16 protein-coding genes are annotated in these 19,156 nt (G+C 65.5%); 10 read left to right on the forward strand and 6 right to left on the reverse strand.

Annotated elements, in window-relative coordinates; genetic code table 11:
- Positions 1–106 precede the first annotated feature (106 nt).
- The 7 genes from mnmA to AC1MCA_RS17190 all read left to right on the forward strand — a co-directional run bounded on the left by mnmA (position 107) and on the right by AC1MCA_RS17190 (position 8,469).
- Positions 107–1,282 (forward strand): tRNA 2-thiouridine(34) synthase MnmA, encoded by a 1,176-nt coding sequence (mnmA, locus tag AC1MCA_RS17160; protein WP_479799500.1) that lies wholly within the window; start codon positions 107–109, stop codon positions 1,280–1,282.
- Positions 1,283–1,402: 120 nt separating this feature from the next.
- On the forward strand, positions 1,403–3,037 hold the full coding sequence (locus tag AC1MCA_RS17165) for an ABC transporter substrate-binding protein (RefSeq protein WP_479799501.1): 1,635 nt from the start codon (positions 1,403–1,405) through the stop codon (positions 3,035–3,037).
- Positions 3,038–3,165: 128 nt separating this feature from the next.
- A complete protein-coding gene (locus AC1MCA_RS17170; RefSeq protein WP_479799502.1) occupies positions 3,166–4,257 on the forward strand; it encodes an ABC transporter permease in 1,092 nt (363 codons plus the stop codon).
- 1 nt (position 4,258) lies between these two features.
- Positions 4,259–5,281: an ABC transporter permease gene (locus AC1MCA_RS17175; protein ID WP_479799503.1), complete on the forward strand. Its 1,023-nt coding sequence runs from the start codon at positions 4,259–4,261 to the stop codon at positions 5,279–5,281.
- Positions 5,278–6,993 (forward strand): ABC transporter ATP-binding protein, encoded by a 1,716-nt coding sequence (locus AC1MCA_RS17180; RefSeq protein ID WP_479799504.1) that lies wholly within the window; start codon positions 5,278–5,280, stop codon positions 6,991–6,993. Before AC1MCA_RS17175 ends, AC1MCA_RS17180 begins: the two co-directional genes overlap by 4 nt.
- Before the next feature lie 88 nt (positions 6,994–7,081).
- Entirely contained in the window at positions 7,082–7,468 is a 387-nt protein-coding gene (locus AC1MCA_RS17185; RefSeq protein ID WP_479799505.1) for a chorismate mutase, read from the forward strand.
- A complete protein-coding gene (locus AC1MCA_RS17190; RefSeq protein ID WP_479799507.1) occupies positions 7,459–8,469 on the forward strand; it encodes a uroporphyrinogen decarboxylase/cobalamine-independent methonine synthase family protein in 1,011 nt (336 codons plus the stop codon). The genes AC1MCA_RS17185 and AC1MCA_RS17190 overlap by 10 nt, the downstream gene beginning before the upstream one ends.
- Positions 8,470–8,474: 5 nt before the next feature.
- Here the strand turns inward: AC1MCA_RS17190 and AC1MCA_RS17195 are convergent, their stop codons facing one another.
- From AC1MCA_RS17195 to AC1MCA_RS17220, 6 genes are read right to left on the reverse strand one after another with little or no spacing between them, the layout of a single operon-like run.
- Positions 8,475–9,188 carry a DUF4166 domain-containing protein gene (locus tag AC1MCA_RS17195; protein ID WP_479799508.1) on the reverse strand — a complete coding sequence of 238 codons (714 nt, stop codon included), beginning with the start codon at positions 9,186–9,188 and terminating at the stop codon, positions 8,475–8,477.
- A 43-nt stretch (positions 9,189–9,231) separates the two neighbouring features.
- Entirely contained in the window at positions 9,232–10,524 is a 1,293-nt protein-coding gene (locus tag AC1MCA_RS17200) for a DUF58 domain-containing protein (protein ID WP_479799509.1), read from the reverse strand.
- A gap of 12 nt (positions 10,525–10,536) precedes the next feature.
- Positions 10,537–11,604, reverse strand: coding sequence for an AAA family ATPase (locus AC1MCA_RS17205; protein ID WP_479799511.1), 1,068 nt, complete (start codon positions 11,602–11,604; stop codon positions 10,537–10,539).
- Positions 11,601–12,758 (reverse strand): DUF4350 domain-containing protein, encoded by a 1,158-nt coding sequence (locus tag AC1MCA_RS17210; protein WP_479799513.1) that lies wholly within the window; start codon positions 12,756–12,758, stop codon positions 11,601–11,603. The genes AC1MCA_RS17205 and AC1MCA_RS17210 overlap by 4 nt, the downstream gene beginning before the upstream one ends.
- Positions 12,755–13,405: a DUF4129 domain-containing protein gene (locus AC1MCA_RS17215; RefSeq protein WP_479799515.1), complete on the reverse strand. Its 651-nt coding sequence runs from the start codon at positions 13,403–13,405 to the stop codon at positions 12,755–12,757. Before AC1MCA_RS17215 ends, AC1MCA_RS17210 begins: the two co-directional genes overlap by 4 nt.
- Positions 13,395–14,717 carry a DUF7847 domain-containing protein gene (locus AC1MCA_RS17220; RefSeq protein ID WP_479799517.1) on the reverse strand — a complete coding sequence of 441 codons (1,323 nt, stop codon included), beginning with the start codon at positions 14,715–14,717 and terminating at the stop codon, positions 13,395–13,397. Before AC1MCA_RS17220 ends, AC1MCA_RS17215 begins: the two co-directional genes overlap by 11 nt.
- Before the next feature lie 155 nt (positions 14,718–14,872).
- Here AC1MCA_RS17220 and mtrA point away from each other — a divergent pair, with 155 nt between their 5' ends.
- From mtrA to AC1MCA_RS17235, 3 genes are read left to right on the forward strand one after another with little or no spacing between them, the layout of a single operon-like run.
- Complete coding sequence (mtrA, locus tag AC1MCA_RS17225) at positions 14,873–15,547, forward strand: MtrAB system response regulator MtrA (protein WP_108598807.1); 675 nt, start codon at positions 14,873–14,875, stop codon at positions 15,545–15,547.
- Positions 15,519–17,423, forward strand: a complete 1,905-nt coding sequence (gene mtrB, locus AC1MCA_RS17230) for an MtrAB system histidine kinase MtrB (RefSeq protein WP_479799519.1) — start codon at positions 15,519–15,521, stop codon at positions 17,421–17,423. Before mtrA ends, mtrB begins: the two co-directional genes overlap by 29 nt.
- A complete protein-coding gene (locus AC1MCA_RS17235) occupies positions 17,420–19,135 on the forward strand; it encodes an LpqB family beta-propeller domain-containing protein (RefSeq protein WP_479799521.1) in 1,716 nt (571 codons plus the stop codon). Before mtrB ends, AC1MCA_RS17235 begins: the two co-directional genes overlap by 4 nt.
- The last annotated feature ends 21 nt before the right edge of the window (positions 19,136–19,156 follow it).

A 19,156-nucleotide genomic window follows, 5' to 3' on the forward strand; every position in this document is an offset into this window, starting at 1 on the left:
GTGCCGATAGACTGGATCGGCAGGCATTGTGTTATTTCTGCGGCTGCCGGTCGAACGGCCATTGCCGCCTACTGCCAGCAACCCCCGAACCCTAAAGAAAGCCAGCATGCGAGTTCTAGCAGCCATGAGTGGTGGAGTTGACTCCGCCGTTGCCGCAGCACGTGCCGTTGAAGCCGGGCACGACGTCGTCGGCGTCCACCTTGCGCTGTCCCGGATGCCGGGGACACTGCGGACGGGCAGCCGTGGCTGCTGCACCATCGAAGACTCGCGCGACGCGTGGCGTGCCTGCGACGTCCTTGGCATTCCTTATTACGTCTGGGATTTCTCCGAGCGCTTCAAGGAAGACGTCGTCCAGGACTTCATAGACGAATATGCGGCCGGGCGCACCCCCAACCCCTGCATGCGCTGCAATGAGCGGATCAAGTTCGCAGCGCTGCTGGAGAAGGCAATTGCCCTGGGCTTCGACGCCGTCTGCACAGGCCACTACGCCAAGGTCATCACTGACGCCGAGGGAAACCCCGAGCTGCACCGCGCCGCTGACTGGGCCAAGGACCAGAGCTACGTCCTCGGTGTGCTCACGCATGAGCAGCTCAAGCATTCCATGTTCCCGCTGGCTGATACGCCTTCCAAGGCCGAGGTGCGGGCCGAGGCCGAGCGCCGCGGGCTTTCGGTAGCGAACAAGCCGGACAGCCACGACATCTGCTTCATCCCCGACGGCGACACCGCCGGCTGGCTGGCCGAAAAGATCGACATGACCACCGGCGACATCGTGGATGAAACAGGGGCCAAAGTGGGGGAGCACCCCGGGGCCAACGCCTTCACGGTGGGCCAGCGCCGCGGCCTGAAGCTGGGTACCCCCGCGGCAGACGGCAAGCCCCGCTTCGTCCTGGAGATCCGGCCGAAGGAAAACAAAGTGGTGGTGGGCCCCCAGTCCCTGCTTGCCATTGACGAGATCCGCGGCATCAAGGTCTCATGGGCCGGTTTGCCCATAGCTGAGATCGCCACGGGGGCTGAGTTTGACTGCTACGCCCAGGTCCGGGCCCATGGCGATCCCGTGCCGGCAACGGCCCGCATGGTGGCCGGCGCTGATTCGGAACAGCTGCTGGTGACCCTGACCGACCCGCTCCGCGGTGTTGCCCCAGGCCAGACCATTGTCCTCTACCAGGGAAGCCGAGTGCTTGGCCAGGCCACCATCGACGCCGCGCGGTCGCTGCAGCGCGCCGAACTCTCGGACGGGCACAACCCCATTCTGGTAAATTTTGTGTCTCAACTCACTAAATAGCTCTTTGGCGAGCCTGCTGTCTGGTTGAATCTAGGCATCAGGACAGCGCGTTGCCCGCTCAAGCGAATACACCCCATCAGCGGGCGGCGAGCGCGTACTCATCGAACAGAAAGTTCACAGATGACCAAGAGCACCAAAGCCTTGCGGAGCGCAATCGCGCTCGCAGGCGTATCCGCCTTCGCACTGACAGCCTGCACGGGCCCATCCGGCGGTGGCGGCGGCACTTCCACCGAGAGTGCCGGTGGCGGCACCATCACCTTTGGAACGACTGACAAAGTGGTCACGCTCGATCCCGCTGGTTCCTATGACGGCGGGTCTTTCATGGTGATGAACCAGATCTACCCGTTCCTCATGAATTACAAGCCCGGCACCGCAGAGGCCAGCCCGGACATCGCAGAATCCGCATCGTTCACCAGCCCCACCGAATACACGGTGAAGTTGAAGTCAGGTTTGAAGTTCGCCAACGGCAACGCCCTGGACTCCTCGGACGTCGTTTTCTCGTTCAAGCGTGTGGCGGCGATCAACGATCCCAACGGCCCCGCTTCCTTGCTGTCCAACATGAGCACGGTGGAGGCCAAGGACCCCACCACCGTGGTCTTCACCCTCAAAGCCGCCAACGACCAGGTGTTCCCGGGCGTCCTCGCCTCGAACCCCGGTCCCATCGTGGACGAGCAGGTGTTCCCGGCCGACAAGATCATGGACGACGACGCCATCATCGCGGGCAAGCCGTTCGCTGGCCAGTATGTTATTGAGAGCTACAAAAAGAACGAACTTGTCAGCTTCAAACCGAACGCTGACTACAAGGGCCTGCTGGGGGCAGCATCCAACGACGGTGCCAACCTGAAGCACTACGCCGACCCGAACAACCTCAAGCTGGACGTACAGCAGGGCAACATCGACGTTGCCGGCCGCATTTTGACTGCCACCGACGTAGCCGACCTCGAGAAGGACTCCAAGGTCAAGGTCCACAAGGGCCCGGGTGGGGAACTCCGCTACATGGTCTTCAATTTCGACACCATGCCCTTTGGTGCCAAGACCCCCGAGGCTGATCCCGCGAAGGCCCTGGCAGTGCGCCAGGCCGTTGCCCACCTGGTGGACCGGGACGTCATCGCATCCCAGGTCTTCAAGAACACCTATACCCCCGTGTACTCCTACGTCCCGCAAGGCTTCGAAGGGGCCTCCGAGCCTTTGAAGAGCCTCTATGGTGACGGCAGCGGCAAGCCCAGCCTGGACAAGGCAAAGAAGGTGCTCGCGGATGCAGGCGTCACCTCCACCGTGGATCTCAAGCTGCAGTACACCGACCGGTACGGCACCTCCGCAGCAGACGAATACGCGCTGGTGAAGCAGCAGCTCGAAAAGTCGGGCCTGTTCACCGTGGACCTCAAGTCCACTGAATGGACCACCTACACCAAGGAACGGCGCGCGGACGCGTACCCCGTTTACCAGCTCGGGTGGTTCCCGGACTACTCCGACGCCGACAACTACCTGACGCCGTTCTTCATCCCGGGGAACTTCCTGGGCAACCACTACGAGAACCCGGCAGTCACCGAAGTCGTCAACAAGCAGCTGGTGACCACGGACAAGGCAGAGCGCAGCAAGCTCATCGGAGAGGCCCAGGAAGCAATTGCCAAGGATCTCTCCACCATCCCGCTGCTTCAGGGAGCCCAGGTCATGGTTGCGGCCACTGACGTCAAGGGAGTCGAAAAGACCCTGGATGCATCCTTCAAGACCCGTCTTGGTGTGATGTCCAAGTAGGTCCCCGGCCCATCCGGTTCTGATCACGGCCGCGAGGCGGGGCGTCTACCGGCGTCCCGCCTCGCTGCTGGTCTCAGGCCAGCGCGGGGGGAAGCTGCTGGCTCCGGCCACCACAAACTTAGGTACCAATGACTACATTGATTGACGCGCCGCCCAGCGACGCAGACGGAATCCTTCCGTCCAGCAAGAAATCTTCAGGCGGGGGGCTTGGACAGTACATCCTGATCCGGTTCCTGCTGATCTTCCCGACCATCTTCATCCTCGTCACCATGGTGTTCTTCCTGATGCGGATCACCGGCGATCCCATCACCACGGCCATGGGTGGCAGGCTGCCCATGGAACAGCTCCAGGAACGGATCCATAACGCCGGTTATGACCGCCCCATCCTGGTGCAGTACTTCGAGTACCTGGGGCAGCTGGCCACCGGCAACTTCGGCAGGACCCTCTCGGACAACCGCGCTGTCTCGGAGATGCTGACCACGTACGGTGCAGCCACCCTCGAACTCTCCGTGAACGCACTGATCCTTGCCCTTCTCGTGGGTATCCCGCTTGGCATGGTTGCAGCCCAGCGCCGCGACCATGCACCTGACGCGGTGCTGCGGGTATTTGCGATTCTCTGCTACGCAACGCCCGTCTTCTTCGCCGGCATGCTGCTGAAGCTGACGTTTTCCGTCTGGCTCGGCTGGCTTCCTGTCGCGGGACGCGCCAAAACGTCCTCCGAACTGGCACTCACCTCCCTCGAGGCCCCCACCGGAATCTACTGGCTGGATGCGCTGCGCAGCGGAAACATGGCGGCACTGGGCGATGTGACGGCGCATGCCGTGCTTCCCGCCGTCGCGCTTGGTCTGCTCACCGCCGGAATCTTCCTCCGGCTGGTCCGCACCAACGTGATCGGCACACTGGGCAAAGACTACGTGGAGGCCGGCCGGTCACGCGGCGTCAGCGAGTTCCGCCTGGTCACCAAGCACGCCTACAAGCCGGCGTTGATTCCCATCATCACGGTCATGGGCCTGCAGATCGCCGTGATGCTCGGCGGCGCGGTGCTCACCGAAAAAACCTTCGAATGGAAAGGCCTGGGCTTCCAGCTGGCCAACTACCTGACCGCCCGCGACTTCGTAGCGGTCCAGGGCATTGTGGTCCTGCTGGCCATCATCGTCGCGGTGACCAACTTCATCGTGGACATTGTTGCCGCGCTGATCGACCCCCGGGTGAGGTACTGACATGAGCGTCCTTCCCGCAAACGAACCCCTGGCCAACCCACGGGCCCCCTTCTACCGGCGACTGCCGGTGGTCTCGCACTTCAACAAAAGCGTGGGCCTGCAGCGCGGCATGCTGGTGGCCGGCCTGGTCCTCACCGGCCTGTTCCTCCTGACAGCGCTCCTCGCCCCCTTGCTGGCCCCCTTCGGTTTCTCCCAGCTCGCGGATGCCGACGGCAACTTCCCCACCCAGGAGGCTCCCGGCGGCAAACACCTGCTTGGCACCACGGTGGGCGGGTACGACGTCCTGTCCCGCGTCATCTGGGGAGCCCAGGCCGCCTTGTTCGTCATCGTGGTGGCTGTGCTGATGTCCATCGTCATCGGCGTGATCCTGGGGCTGGTGAGCGGCTACATCGGAGGCTGGCTGGACCGGATCCTGGTGGTCATTGCCGATGCTGTCTACGCCTTCCCGTCGCTGCTGGTGGCCATCGTGATGGCCATCGTCATCAGCGGCGGGCAATCCAGCCTCATCGGCGGTATCTTCGCCGCCGGCACGGCCATCACCTTGGTCTTTATTCCCCAGTATTTCCGGGTCATCCGTGCCGAGACCGTCAGGCTGAAAGCTGAACCCTTCGTCGAATCGGCCAAGGTTGTGGGCGCCTCAAACATCCGCATCATGAGCCGCCACATCTACAGAAACGCCACCCGCACACTGCCATTGATCTTCACCCTGAACGCCTCCGAGGCCATCCTTACGTTGGCCGCCCTCGGTTTCCTGGGCTTCGGCATTGAGCCAAGTTCCGCAGCCGAGTGGGGATACGACCTGAACAAGGCGCTCGCGGATACCACCTCCGGAATCTGGTGGACCGGGCTCTTTCCCGGTGTGGCCATAGTTCTGACCGTGGTGGGCCTCACCCTCGTGGGCGAGAGCATCAATGACCTGAACGACCCCCGCCTTCGTGGGCGCAAGGCAGCGGGCGCCGCCGGCGGCCCTGATTCATCGGCCGCTGCCCAGGCAGCCATCAGTGCGGATGTGAGAGGATTTTGACCATTAACACGGGTACCATTTCGGACCAGTCCAGGCCAGCGGGCCAGCCGGTCCTGGAAATCAACCACCTTAAAGTCACGTTCGCCACGGACGGCGGAGACGTCTATGCAGTGAAGGATGTCAGCCTTGACGTCCGTTCCGGCGAAGTCCTGGCAATCGTCGGCGAATCCGGTTCCGGCAAAACGGTGACCGCCAAGACCATCCTGGGTTTGCTCCCGGAGACCGCCACCAGCGGGGGAGCCGTCCTGATCAACGGGAACAACGTGATCAGCGTCAGCGCCTCAAAGCTCAGGCAGATCCGTGGCCGGGATGTGGCCATGGTGTTCCAGGAACCGTCAACGGCCCTGAACCCCGTCTTCACCGTAGGCTGGCAGATTGCCGAAGGAATCCGTGCCCACGCAACCGGCTCCGGAGGAAGGCGCGTCTCGGCCAAGGATGCCAAAGCCCGTGCCATTGAGGCCCTGCGGAAAGTCGGGATCCCGGATCCTGAGCACAGGGTCAATTACTATCCGCACCAGTTCTCCGGCGGCCAGAAGCAGCGTGTGGTGATTGCCGCCGCCCTGGCCCTGAACCCGGGGCTGATTGTGGCGGACGAACCCACCACTGCGCTGGATGTCACCGTCCAGGCGGAGATCCTTGACCTGTTGAGGGACCTCCGCGACAAATACGGCACATCGATCGTGCTGATCACCCACAACATGGGTGTGGTGGCGGACCTCGCGGACCGCGTCGTGGTCATGTACCAGGGAGACGTCGTGGAGGAGGCTCCTGCGCGGGTGCTGTTCGCCGAGCCCAAACAGGACTACACCAAGAAGCTGCTGGCCGCTGTTCCCCACCTGGGCAGGAACTCTGCCTCGGAGGGGTTGCTGGAACGGGCCCACCAGGGCTCGCCGGTGCTGGTGGAGGCAACCAACCTGACCATTGAGTATCCCGGCCGGCTGGGCACCCCTGCCTTCAAAGCCGTGGACGGGGTCAGCTTTACGGTCTCGGAGGGTGAGGTTTTCGGGCTGGTGGGTGAATCCGGCTCAGGAAAAACCACCATCGGCCGGGCCATCGCCGGCCTGAACCGGACAACGGGTGGCAGCCTGAAGGTGCTGGGCTACGAAATGCTTAACCTGAAGGAGCGGACGTTCAAACCGCTGCGGAAGGACATCGGCTTTGTCTTCCAGGATCCGGCCGCGTCCTTCAACCCGCAACTGACCATCGGCGACTGCGTGGCAGAGCCCATGATCATCCACACCAACCCCAGTCCGGCGCAGGCGCGCAAACGCGTCGGTGAGCTGCTCGAATCAGTCCAGCTGCCGGCGTCGTACGCTGACCGGTACCCGCACGAGCTGTCCGGTGGCCAGCGCCAGCGGGCTTCCCTGGCACGGGCACTCATCCTGAACCCGAGGCTCCTGATCGCGGATGAGCCGACGTCGGCACTTGATGTTTCGGTGCAGGCCAAGGTTCTGGAGCTTTTCAAGGAGATCCAGGCTGAGTTCGGATTCGCGGCGCTGTTCATCAGCCACGACCTCGCCGTGGTGGACATCCTGTCGCAGTGGGTCGGGGTGCTGTACAAGGGCAAGCTCGTGGAGCAGGGGATCGGCAGCCAGATCATGGGGGCGCCGCAGCACGAGTACACCAAACGCCTGATCGCGTCACTTCCGGTTCCCGATCCGGACGAACAGGCGCGGCGCCGGGAGGCGCACCGGGCGTTGCTGGCCGGGTAGGCCCCTGAGCGGGGCCTGCTTGACGTTGCACAGTGCACTCAGCGACGCAGAGCAGGCTCCGCAACCCAGCTGCCCATAGACTTGGATCATGACGCAGCAAAACCACGATGTCCCCGAAACCGACGCTTTCGATCCCGCCGCGAGTTCCCTGGCCGGCCAAGTGAACGATTCGGTGATGGCGGAATTGCTGTCCATCCGCTCCAGCATCGACAACATCGATGCAACCCTCGTGTACCTGCTGGCCGAACGGTTCAAGGCAACCCAGAAAGTCGGTTTCCTCAAAGCTGCGCACCGGCTCCCGGCCGGGGATCCCGGCCGGGAAACCGCCCAGATCGCGCGGCTCCGCCGGCTCGCAGAGGACGCACACCTTGATCCGGCCTTCGCGGAAAAGTTCCTTAATTTCATCATTGGCGAGGTCATCCGCCACCATGAGGCCATCGCCGAGGACCACCAGGCTGCCGCAGAGTGGAAGTAACCGCCACCGGGCTGGGCCCCTGGCCGGGCGAGGACCCCGTGGAAGCCGCCCGAATCATCCGCGGCGAGCTCGGCACCCCGCACCTGCCGTTCCTGGCCGAGCTTCCGGACCGCGGTGTCGGCTCGGACGCGCTGGGCCGGACGGCGTCCCTCCTGGTTGAGCTGGCCGTTGATGTCCAGCCCTACGGCTGGCGCCTGGTGGACCGTCCCGGCAAGGACTTCCGCCGCGCCGCGTCTGCGCTCTCAACGGACATCAACGTCCTGGCCGATGTGGCAGGCGCAGAAGACACTTCCGCCGCCGAGATCAAGATCCAGCTGATGGGTCCGCTCAGCCTCGCCGCGGGACTGCACCTGCACAACGGCGAACGTGCCCTGCTGGACTACGGAGCCCGGCGGGACATTGCGGCCTCGCTGGCGGCCGGTGTTCAAAGCCACCTGTCCAAAGTCTCAAGCGCGGTCCCCGGCGCGCAGCTGGTGGTCCAGCTCGACGAGCCGGATATCGCTTCCGTGCTTGCCGGCACCATCCCGACGTCCAGCGGTTACCGGACCCTGCGTGCTGTGGGTGGCCAGGAGGTCACGGAGTCCTGGCGCCTGGTGATCGAAGCCCTCCGCGCCGCCGGTGCCGCCGAAATCGTCATCTCGGTTCCGGAAATCGAGGCGCCGATCGAACGCATTATCGCCGCGGGCGCGGACGGGGTTGCCGTTCCGCTGAAAGGCCTGACAACACGGCAGTGGGAGCAGGTGGCCCCGGCGGTTGAGGCGGGTAAGCGGCTCTGGGCGGGCGCCCTGGACCTCAGCAATGGCACCCTGCCCAGGGTGGCACAGGCCGTGGATGCCGTGTGGCGGCCGTGGCGCCAGCTGGGCCTGCCGGCGTCGTCCCTGGGCAGTGTGCGCGTTACCCCGTCCGTCGGGCTTGCGCATCACAGGCCGTCCACCGCCAACGCGGTACTGGCCAGGCTCACGCAAGTCGCTGACGGGCTGAACCAGCAGGCCCACGGCTAGCCGGGCTACACCCGGTTTTCCCACCGGTCCGGCTGGGCGTAACGGGGGAGGAAGCCCGCAGCCGAACTGCCACCGACGTAAGGGCGCAGGCGGTAGTTGAAGCTGCCGGCGTAGACCAGCACCTGGCCGATCTGCGGCTGGATGACCTTGACCTGGATCCGGTGCGATCCGTTCTCTCCGGCGTCTGCGTCCCACCACTGTTCAGCGTAGGCCTTGGCGTCAACCGTCGTGGGCAGCGGCATCCGCAGCGGGCCCAGGAAAAGCCTGGAATCGTCCGAGACTCCGCGCAGCCTGCCCTCCTCCGTCACGCTGACTTTCAGGTTTGTCACCATGCGCCGGAACCTGCCCAGGTAGTCCACCAGCCGCGGGCCGTCAGCGGTGTCCGTGAGGCTGGTGGTGTCCTGGAAAATCCTGCGGTGCCGGGGGAAGCGGATCTCCCGCCGGGCGGTCAGGCTGGACCGTCCGAATGGGTCCAGGTGCGCATGGTTTTCGATCCTGAAGGGGATGTTCTCCCCGTACTCCGGGAAAAAGGCTTCCTCCCCGGACGTGAGCTTCAGCAACGGCCGCAGCCACGCCTGACGGCAGCCCACGACGTCGAAAACGCCTTCCCCGACACCGTACATGCCGGAGCCGGGCACCAGGGAAAAGTACTCCTGAAGCTCAGGCTGCAGCCGGTGGAAGTCCTTGCCCAGGGCCTGTCTATAGATGGAAACGTTCATTGTTGACCTCCTGGACGGTACCGCTGGCTGCGCTGCGGTTGGTTCATAATCTACCGGCTGCCTTGAGCCGGATGTACATGTCGGCAAGCTGCGGCGGCAGTTGGTGCGGTTCGGCATCCACCACTTCCACCCCGTGCTGCCGCAGTTCTGCGGCCACGGCCGCCCGTTCCAGGAGTGCGCGTTCGGCGGAGGCTGCCCGGAAGACGTCAGTGGCGTTCGTGCGTTCCGCAAGCATCTGCCCCAGCATGGGATCGCGGACCGCGGCGACCACCACGACGTGCTGCCGTGCCAGCTGCGCAGCGACAGGAATGAGCCCCTCCTCCGGTGCTCCGCCATCCAGCGAAGTCAGCAGGACCACCAGGGACCGGTGGGCGGAGACCGCCCGGATCTGGCCGGGGATGCTGGACCAGTCAAGTTCGATCAGCTCTGCTTCGAGCGGCGCCATCGCCTGTACCAGCTGCCCCAGCAGATTGCCGGAGGTGGCCGAGCCAGCCCTGGCGCGGGGGCGGCGGTCGAAAGCGAGGAAGTCCACCCTGTCACCGCCGCGTTCGGCGAGCACCGCCAGCAGCAGCGCCGCTTCCATTCCGGTGTCCAGCCGCGGTTCGTCCTCGATCCTCGCCGCCGAGGTCCGGGACGTATCCAGCATGATCACCACCCGCCGGTCACGTTCCGGCCGCCACGTGCGGACGACGACGGCGGAGCGGCGGGCAGTTGCCCGCCAGTCGATTGAGCGGACGTCGTCCCCCCGGACATAGTCCCGGAGTGAGTCGAATTCAGTGCCTGCACCACGGATCTGCACCGCGGCTTTGCCGTCCAGTTCGCGGAGCTTCCTGAGCTTGGACGGCAGGTGCCTGCGTGAATGGAAGGGCGGCAGGACCCTGAGGATGCCGGGGCACGGAACCGTCCTTTGCCGTGCTGCGAGTCCCAGGGGACCGTGCGAGCGCACCGTAACGTGGGGGACTTTCATGTCACCGCGGCGGACGGGCCGGAGCCGGACGCTCAGGCGGCGGCTCTCATGGCCGGGGACCTGGATTTCCTGGACCGGATCCTGGGCGCCGGCGGAGGGTTGCCAGGCATCCCGGACGGTGGCCCGCAGCGTGCGGGGGCCGTTGTTGAACACGGTGAGGACGGAAACGGCTGTGGCGTGCAGCGTCACGTTGCCCGGGTCCGCACGGCGGACCTCGATGGATCGCGGAGAAGCTGCCAGGCCGAGATCCAGGCCCAGCAGTGCGGCGAGGACAACGAGCACGCACATGACCGATCCCCAGCCGGGCATAAGCAGGACAGGCACCAGCCCCAGCAGGGCGAGCAGTACGAAACGTCCGGAGAGTGCCATTGCTGATGCGGGTCAGCGGGGGACGGGGACAGAGGCCAGGATGCTGCCGAGGACGTCATCCACCCGCACACCGTCCATCTGGGCGTCCGGCTGCAGGGCAACACGGTGGCGCAGGCACGGCAGGGCCAGTGCTTTGACGTCGTCCGGGGTGACGAAGCCCCGCCCGGACAGCCAGGCCCAGGCCCTGGAGGTGTTCAGCAGGGCTGTTGCGCCACGGGGCGAGACGCCCAGCTGGAACGACGGCGCCTGCCGGGTGGCGCGGACCAGATCCACGATGTATCCGATGATTTCCGGTTCGACGGCGACTGTTGCCACGGCCTGCCGCGCCCGTTGAAGGTCTTCGGCGCCTGCCACGGCCCGGACGCCGGCTGCGTCCAGATCGCGCGGGTTGAAGCCGGCCGCGTGCCGCCTGATCACTTCCACCTCGTCCGTCCGGCCGGGCAGGGGCATGGTCAGCTTGAGCAGGAAGCGGTCCAGCTGGGCTTCGGGCAGGGTATAGGTTCCCTCGTATTCAACGGGGTTCTGGGTTGCCGCTACCAGGAAAGGAGTGGGCAGCGGGCGGGACACCCCGTCAACAGAGACCTGCCGCTCTTCCATGGCCTCCAGCAAGGAGGCCTGGGTCTTGGGTGGCGTGCGGTTGATTTCGTCGGCGAGCAGGATGTTGGTGAAGACCGGACCCTCGCGGAAGCTGAAAGCCGAGGTGTGGGAGTCATAGACCAGGGAACCGGTGATGTCCCCGGGCATCAGGTCTGGTGTGAACTGCACCCGCTTGGTGTCCAGGCTCAGCGCCGCGGAAAGGGCGCGCACCAGCAGGGTCTTGGCGACGCCGGGCACACCCTCGAGGAGCACATGTCCGTCGGAGAGCAACGCGATGAGCATTCCCGTGACCGTTGGGTCCTGGCCCACCACGGCCTTTGCCACTTCGTGCCGCACGTCCAGGAGCGCCTGCCGCGCAGGATCATCGTGCACGCGATCCTGCTGCCGTGCAGGATCTTGCTGTCGCCCGGCAGTATATTGCCGCGTGTCCGGGAATTGCTGCCCGGAATCGAGGATTTGCTGGGCGCGGTGCTCTTCGTTCATCGGGTCCTGACCTCGTTCTCTAGTTTCTCCAGTGCCTGTGACCATTGCACCAGCCTTTTTTCGGTTTCCGGCCGCTCGTGGACCAGGGCCGTGATCTCTGTGACCGGCCGGCCCAGGTGCCGGGCAGTTGCGGCGGCGACGTCGTCAGCGGTTGCCCCGGCGCCCAGCCGCAAAGCGTGCGCCAGCCTCACCAGGGTGCCCGCCCGCAGGTTGTCCCTGGCCCGGTCAAGGGCGTGGGACTCGTGGTAGAGCCGTGCCCGGCCCTCTGCAGTCTCCGCTGCCTTGACCACCACGGGCAGGGGTTCAAAGACCAGTGGACCCAGGCGGCGCCCGCGCCAGACCATGGCAAGCACGGCAACGAAGATCAGCCAGGGACCGAGGAAACCCACCCAGTCGGGGGCGAGCCCGTCCAGGGTCCGGGGCGCCTCCGTAGCGCCGGCGTCGCTGAGCCCGGGCAGGTACCAGACAAGATCCCGGGACTTGCCCAGTGTCCGCAGGACCAGCGCGGCGTTGCCGTTCTTGGCCAACGCACGGTTGCTCATGGCAGAAGTACTCCCCAGCACGGTCAGGGCGCCGCCGTCTGCGGAGGCGAGCAGCCCGGCGGCGCTTCCGGGTGGGCGGTAGCACACCGTTCCGCCGTCGTACAGGAAGCCTGCATCACCCGAGACTGTCCCGGCGGCCGTTGCATCCGGGAGCCCGCAGCCGGGTTCCAGCAGCGGTGACGACTCCGGCACCACGCCCGCCTGGCTGATTCCGGCGTCGAGCGCCGAGGGGGTGCCCAGCCGGGGCGTGACCAACACCGTACGTTCGGCGGCGGACGTCAGGGCTGCGAGCTGGGTGGAGTCAAGGAACCCGTTTCCGTCGTACAAAAGGAGCGTGGCTCCGGGCCTGTCTTCGAGTGCCTGAACAGCCTGATCGAAGGAACCCACGTCCCTCACCGACACTCCGTGCGAGCCGAGGATCCGGCTCACCGCTTTCGCGCCGCCGGGCCCGGCATTGTGCACCGACAACGGGACAGTGTCGCCCTTCGGAGCCAGTTGGCCCGCAACGATCACGGCCAGTCCTGCGGCCGCCGCCAGTCCGCTAAGTGCCCAGCCGCGGTGCCGCCGGACCCATGAACCGGCCCGGGCGTCCGCCCGGAGGTCCTGCGTCATCGTGTACCCTCTTCGTCACGGCCGGCAGGGACGGATTGGCGCTCCGGTTTGAGGGAGCGCAGCGCCGCGTCGAGGTCCAGCATCGCGGTGTAGGCGGTCCGGTCCGCGGACTCGTTACCGTAGCGGATTCCGTCGAACGTCCGTGCAGCTTCGTTCAGCCGCCCGGCTTCCGGCCTGAAGGGCGTGGCCAGTTCCCGGGCCACCTCGTCCGCAGTCCGGCCTGCCCGCGGATCCAGGACGTTTCTCTCCTCGGCCGTGCGCACCATCGCCCGGAAACAGTCGACGACGGCGGCATTCCAGTCGCCTGCGGCTGCTGCGGCGGCCGCCCTCGCGCGGTAAGCCGTGGCTGTGACTGTTGGATCGGCGTCGAACATGTCCGTGGCGCGCTTGGCCTTCGCGTTGAGGCGGGGACGGACGAGAATCACGGCCGCTCCGATCAGGACAACAATGATCACGCCGATCCACGGGGCCGGGACGGTGCCGTCGCCGCCCGCGCCGTCCACGGCGCGGAGCCAATCCATGATGGCCTCCCACACGTCCGCCAGCCAGCCGGGGTCGGCTTCACGGTATTCGGGCCTGGCAAGTTCTTCCTCGGCCCAACGGCGGGCTTCGTCGCTGCCAGGCAGCACCGGGGGTTCAGCGGCCATTCGGCCATGCCCCGTGCGGTGGCTGCGGGCCGTTGTCCGGGCCATTTCCCAAACCGCTCCCCGGCCCGCCCTTGCCGCCGCTAAAGACGGGTACCCCCCGGCCGGGAACGCCGTCGGGGTCGGCGCCGGATTCGAGCAGCCTCAGCAGGGCAATGTCCAGGCCGTCCCACCGCATCCTGAGGTCGAGGTACAGCAGCGCCATGACGGAGGTCTGGAAGGCGAATCCCACTGCGCCGATGAGGGCGCCGATGACCGCCGTGGCAATGCCGACGATGATAGCTGTGGTCACCGCCTGATCGGGCCCGCCGTGCGGCGAAACCACAGTGCTGTAAAAGCTGGAGAGCAGGGATACGGGAATCATGACCACCTGCGAAATGACGCCCACCATGATGCTCACCACCAGTGTGATGCCCAGGAGCCGCCACCAGTTGTTGCGTGTGAGCTGCCAGGATCGGCTCAGGCTGTCCAGCGCGCCCAGTTCCTCAACAACAACCACGGCCGGAGCAACCATCAGTTTGATGTAGATCCAGATGAAAAGAACGATGTATAACAGGCCAAGGGGGATCAGCACCAGAGCCCCTGCAGCTCCCACCGTGCTGATGAGCAGCACCGCCAAGGCCACAAAGAGCAGTACCGCCAGGAGTCCGCCGGCGAGCAGCAGGGCGGCTAGGCGGACCAGGGGCCACACGCGGGAGCGCGCCAGTTTCCACATCTGCCCGAAGCCCGTGGAGCGGTTCAGTACGGACCGGGCCACCGGAACAACCATGGCACCCTGGAGCACCGCGGACAGGAAAATGGTCAGCACCGAAACGAGCAGGACCCCTCCGGCGAAAGAGACCACAAAAGAGAGCAGGTCCTGCTCCGTCAGCCCCTCCGCCCAGGTTTCGATCGATGCAGCCGAGGTGGCGGTGAACGTCGTGAGGACGGCCGCCAGCACCGCCGCGAACGAGTTTAGGAGCAGTGCAGCCCCCAGCATTGCCTTGGCGTTGCCCCGGATGGCCTGGAATGAACCGTCCAGGATTTCGCCGAACATCAGCGGGCGGAGCGGGACAATGCCGGGTTTGGGCGGCGCAACATAACGCGGACGGCCGTACGGCGGCGGGCCGCCAGCGGGGTTCTGCGGGGGCTGGCCCCATGCGGGCTGAGCGCCCGATGGTGTGCCCCATCCGGGCGTACTGCCCCAGGGAACCTGTGCGGGGCCGCCGGGAACCGTGGGAGGTCCGCCGGAAGGGTTCTGCGGTGGCACCCATGGGGGCTGGCCAGATGACGCCTGGCCCCACGAAGGCCGGCCGTCGCCCTGCGGCGGCCGCATATTCGGATCCTGGTGTGACAACCTGTTCCTTCCCCCGGCGCGGCACTGTCCGCGTCCTGCCAGCCTATAGTTCCGGCGTCGGGCGTCATAGCATGCGCCATGCCGTACAGGGCGTTGAGCAGGACAAAGCCTGTTCAATAAGGGAACATATAACTATGAAGGCACGCATTCTGGTAGTAGACGATGACGAGGCGCTGGCCGAGATGATCGGGATTGTTCTCCGCAATGACGGCTTCGATCCGGTCTTTTGCGCCGACGGCGGCCAAGCGCTTGACATCTTCCGCTCTTCCAAGCCGGATCTCGTGCTGCTTGACCTCATGCTTCCGGGCGTGGACGGAATTGAGGTCTGCCGGCAGATCCGCGCCGAGTCCGACGTTCCCATCGTGATGCTCACCGCCAAATCGGACACGTCCGACGTCGTCCGTGGGCTGGAATCAGGGGCCGACGACTACGTGCCCAAGCCCTTTAAGCCCGCCGAACTGGTTGCCCGCGTCCGGGCGCGCCTGCGCCCCGGTGACCAGAAGGCTCCGGAAACCCTGCGCATCGCCGACATCACCATTGATGTTGCCGGCCACACCGTGAAGCGCTCCGACGAACGGATTTCCCTGACGCCGCTGGAATTCGACCTCCTGGTGGCCCTGGCCCGGAAACCGTGGCAGGTGTTCACCCGGGAGCTGTTGCTGGAGCAGGTCTGGGGCTACCGCCATGCGGCTGACACCCGGCTGGTCAACGTCCATGTACAACGCCTCCGGTCAAAGATTGAACGTGATCCGGAAGCCCCGGAAGTAGTATTGACGGTTCGTGGTGTCGGCTACAAAGCAGGTTCCTGAGCCTTCAGGACCGGAAGACGCCCGCGAACCGGGCGTCCCCGCAGCCAAGGCCCCCGAACATACTGATGCGTTGGCCGCGGAACTGGCCAGGCTTCCATTCCGGGCCAGGATCTGGCGGCGCCGCGGCATCATTGTGGGCCTGCGGGTGGCCCGTCTTGTCACGATCGGACTGCGCCGCTTCCTGCCGGCCCTCCGCTACCTGGCTAAGTCCCTGCAACGCCGGTGGCGGCGGTCCCTGCAGTTCCGGACCGTCCTCACCACACTTATGCTGGCCGTCACGTCCTTCGGGGCGGTGGGCGCTTACCTGTCCAACCAGATTGCCAACAACCTTTTCCAGGAGCGGCTGACCCAGGCCGAATCTGAAACCCGTTACAACGTCAAGCAGGTCCAGGACACGTTCGACGGCGCCCAGGTCACGGACCAGTCCAGCGTTATCACCCTGGTTTACGACACCCTGAACGCGGTGGAGGGCAGGGGCTCGGTCATCCAGCGGCGATACGTCTTTGAGGCGATGCCCGAGCAGACCAAGCCCCGGAACAGGTGGGTGGAGTCCAGGGCCTCTGACCAGCTGACCGTCAGCGTCATCCCGCCGGAACTCCGCAAGGCTGTCCAGGAATCCGGTAAGGACCAGTACTGGGCTTCCACTGTCATTCCGGTGGGGACCGAAGACCGGCCCGGCATCGCGGTGGGCAACAAGGTCACCTTCAACGGCACCGTGTACGAGCTCTACCTGATTTACGATCTCAACACCGCCCAGCAGACCCTCGACGAAATCCAGGGTGTCCTGTTGGCCGGCGGGGCGGTGCTGGTCCTGATGATCGGTGCGATCGCCTGGTACGTCACGCGGAACGTGGTCAGCCCGGTCAGCCACGCTGCCCTGGTGTCGGAGAAGCTTGCTGCCGGCCAGCTGCAGGAGCGGATGGTGGTCAAAGGTGAAGACGAAGTGGCCCGCCTCGGGGCGTCATTCAACCACATGGCCGCCAGCCTCCAGGAGCAGATCACGCAGCTGGCCACACTGTCCCAGATGCAGCAGAGGTTCGTCTCCGACGTCTCGCATGAGCTGCGGACTCCGCTGACCACGGTCCGGATGGCCGCTGAAGTGCTGTACGACGCCCGTCACGATTTCGACCCCATCAACAAGCGCTCCGCTGAACTCCTCTACAACCAGGTGGAAAGGTTCCAGTCCCTGCTGGCGGACCTCCTGGAAATCTCGCGCTTCGACGCCGGGGTTGCCATGCTGGACGCCGAGCCCGAGGACATCCTTCAGGTCATCGCCCACGTCATTGAAGGGGCAGCTCCGGTGGCAGCGGAATACGGGTCCGAGATCATACTCCACGCGCCGGCCGAGGGCATTGTGGCCGAAATGGACGCCAGGAGAATCGACAGGATCCTGCGCAACCTCATTCTCAACGCTGTGGAGCACGGGGAAGGCAAACCGGTCATTGTCACTGTCGCGGCCAACCAGTCAGCGGTGGGCATCGCTGTCCGGGACCAGGGCATCGGCATGACCCCGGCCGAGGCTGCCCGGGTCTTTGACAGGTTCTGGCGCGCTGATCCTGCACGTGCCCGGACCACGGGGGGCAGCGGCCTCGGCCTGTCTATTGCCATGGAGGACACGAAGCTGCACAACGGCTGGCTGCAGGCATGGGGGAAGAAGGGGAGTGGATCCAACTTCCGGCTGACCATTCCGTTGCGGCAGGGTGAGGAGATCGAGCGTTCCCCCGTCCAGCTCGAGCCGGAGGAGATCATCCTGCCCGGCGTGCCGCAGGAGAACAGGATGGTGGTCGTGGCGCCCGGGCCGGCCGTGCCCGTCAGCGCCTCCGCCGCCAGGGTGAGCCAGGCCGGGGCGGCAGCCACACCGAAGGAGTCTTCATGACCGGACCTACCATGCGGGGACCGCTGAAGGCGCTGGTGCTGATGGCCGTCCTCCTGCTCCTGGCTTCCTGTGCCCGTATTCCCACGTCCGGCCCCGTGGGCAAGAGCGACGAAGGCAGCGCCGGCAACCTCAACGCTCCGGTGTTCCTCCCGGCCGCTCCCCAGCCAGGGGCAGCTCCGGAGAGCATCATCGACTACTTCTACCGCGCCGGTACCGGGTACGAGGGCGACTACGCCGTAGCCCGGGAATACCTGACCCAGGCAGCCTCTGTGGCGTGGAAGCCTGACCAGCGGGCCCTGGTGTACCGCGAAGCGAAGGTGGTGGGCACCGACGTCGAAAATGTCTACAACTACCAGCTGGACGTCGCCTACAGCGTGGATGCTGACGGAATCGCCACGCAGACTCCGGCGGGAACAATCGAAAACATTCCCGCCACGCTCACCCGGGTCGACGGCGAGTGGCGGATTTCTGCCATCCCGGACGGTACCGCGATCCCGGAGGAGACCTTCAAGGTCATCTATGGCGCGTACCCCATCTACTTTTACGATCCCAGCTTCACCTATGCGGTGCCGGACGTCCGCTGGTTCATCAAGAACAAGACCGTCAAGGCCATGACCAGCGCCCTGCTCGCCGGCCCCGCGCCGTACCTGCGCGGCGCAGTGGTGAGCGCCTTCCCCTCAGGAATCAAACTCGCCCGCGAATCGGTTCCGGTGGTGTCCGGAGCAGCGCAGGTGGATCTCAGCGCGAAGGAGCTTACGGAGGCATCCACCGAGGACCGGCTCCGGATGCAGACGCAGCTTTCCATGACGTTCCGCAGCCAGCCCGACGTCGTCAATGTTGAACTGCGCGCGAACCAGGACCTCGTCCGGGTTGAGGACAACGGCTCGGTGCTGCCTCCGGTGCGGGACAAGAACGTGCCGGGCCGGCAGATCGCCGTCAGCGGCAATGAGCTGGTGCGGTATGAGAACAACCGGGTATCCCCGCTTCCGGAAATGCAGCCGGTTTCCTCGCTCGGACCCCGGTTCCCGGCTGAATCCCCGGTGTCGCAGACGGTCGCTTTCCTGAACGAAAGCCGGACGACGCTCTACAGCATGCTCCCGGGCCAGCCCGCACGGGCCCTGACCACGCGCAGCACCATCACCCACCCTTCCTTCAGTCTTTTTGACTGGGTCTGGGCCGCCGGGCCCGGAGCCAACGGCGCAACGGAGGTTGTGGCCTACCGTCCCAACGGCGTGGCCGAGGGCGCTGCGGTTCCCACCGTGACACTCTCGCCGTCCTGGCTTGCCGGCCGGACCGTGAAGGATCTGCGGATCTCCCGCGAAGGTGTCCGGGTCATGGTGATTTCGGAACAGAACGGCAAAACCAGGGTTCAGATCGCCGGGATCATCAGGAATGCCGACGGCACGCCCAGGGAACTGACCACGCCCATCACCCTGGTGACAACCGGTGACCCAAATCAGGGAGTCTGGGTCAACGACACCACCGTAGCCGTCATGGAGGGCTCCGCAGCGGAGAACGTGACCCCGGAACTGCTGTCCCTGACCTCCGGAGAACCTCAGCAGCTGGCTCCCTGGCCGGGGCTGGTATGGCTGAGCGCCGGCAACGGCGTAGAGGACATTTACGGCCAGTCGGCAGAAGGAGTCTTCCAGCGGCTGGGGAACGGCTGGTCGCCCCAGCTCAAAGGACCGATCGACCCTTCCTTCGCCGGGTAGCGTACGCCCCGCAAACCACCA

It is taken from the genome of Arthrobacter sp. BK1 (genome assembly GCF_056680055.1).

Bases quoted from the DNA above. Each gene is read 5' to 3' on its own strand.
- mnmA (WP_479799500.1), top strand. From the start codon at position 107: ATGCGAGTTCTAGCAGCCATGAGTGGTGGAGTTGACTCCGCCGTTGCC.
- AC1MCA_RS17165 (WP_479799501.1), top strand. From the start codon at position 1,403: ATGACCAAGAGCACCAAAGCCTTGCGGAGCGCAATCGCGCTCGCAGGC.
- AC1MCA_RS17170 (WP_479799502.1), top strand. From the start codon at position 3,166: ATGACTACATTGATTGACGCGCCGCCCAGCGACGCAGACGGAATCCTT.
- AC1MCA_RS17175 (WP_479799503.1), top strand. From the start codon at position 4,259: ATGAGCGTCCTTCCCGCAAACGAACCCCTGGCCAACCCACGGGCCCCC.
- AC1MCA_RS17185 (WP_479799505.1), top strand. From the start codon at position 7,082: ATGACGCAGCAAAACCACGATGTCCCCGAAACCGACGCTTTCGATCCC.
- AC1MCA_RS17195 (WP_479799508.1), bottom strand. From the start codon at position 9,188: ATGAACGTTTCCATCTATAGACAGGCCCTGGGCAAGGACTTCCACCGG.
- AC1MCA_RS17200 (WP_479799509.1), bottom strand. From the start codon at position 10,524: ATGGCACTCTCCGGACGTTTCGTACTGCTCGCCCTGCTGGGGCTGGTG.
- AC1MCA_RS17205 (WP_479799511.1), bottom strand. From the start codon at position 11,604: ATGAACGAAGAGCACCGCGCCCAGCAAATCCTCGATTCCGGGCAGCAA.
- AC1MCA_RS17210 (WP_479799513.1), bottom strand. From the start codon at position 12,758: ATGACGCAGGACCTCCGGGCGGACGCCCGGGCCGGTTCATGGGTCCGG.
- AC1MCA_RS17215 (WP_479799515.1), bottom strand. From the start codon at position 13,405: ATGGCCGCTGAACCCCCGGTGCTGCCTGGCAGCGACGAAGCCCGCCGT.
- AC1MCA_RS17220 (WP_479799517.1), bottom strand. From the start codon at position 14,717: ATGCGGCCGCCGCAGGGCGACGGCCGGCCTTCGTGGGGCCAGGCGTCA.
- mtrA (WP_108598807.1), top strand. From the start codon at position 14,873: ATGAAGGCACGCATTCTGGTAGTAGACGATGACGAGGCGCTGGCCGAG.
- AC1MCA_RS17235 (WP_479799521.1), top strand. From the start codon at position 17,420: ATGACCGGACCTACCATGCGGGGACCGCTGAAGGCGCTGGTGCTGATG.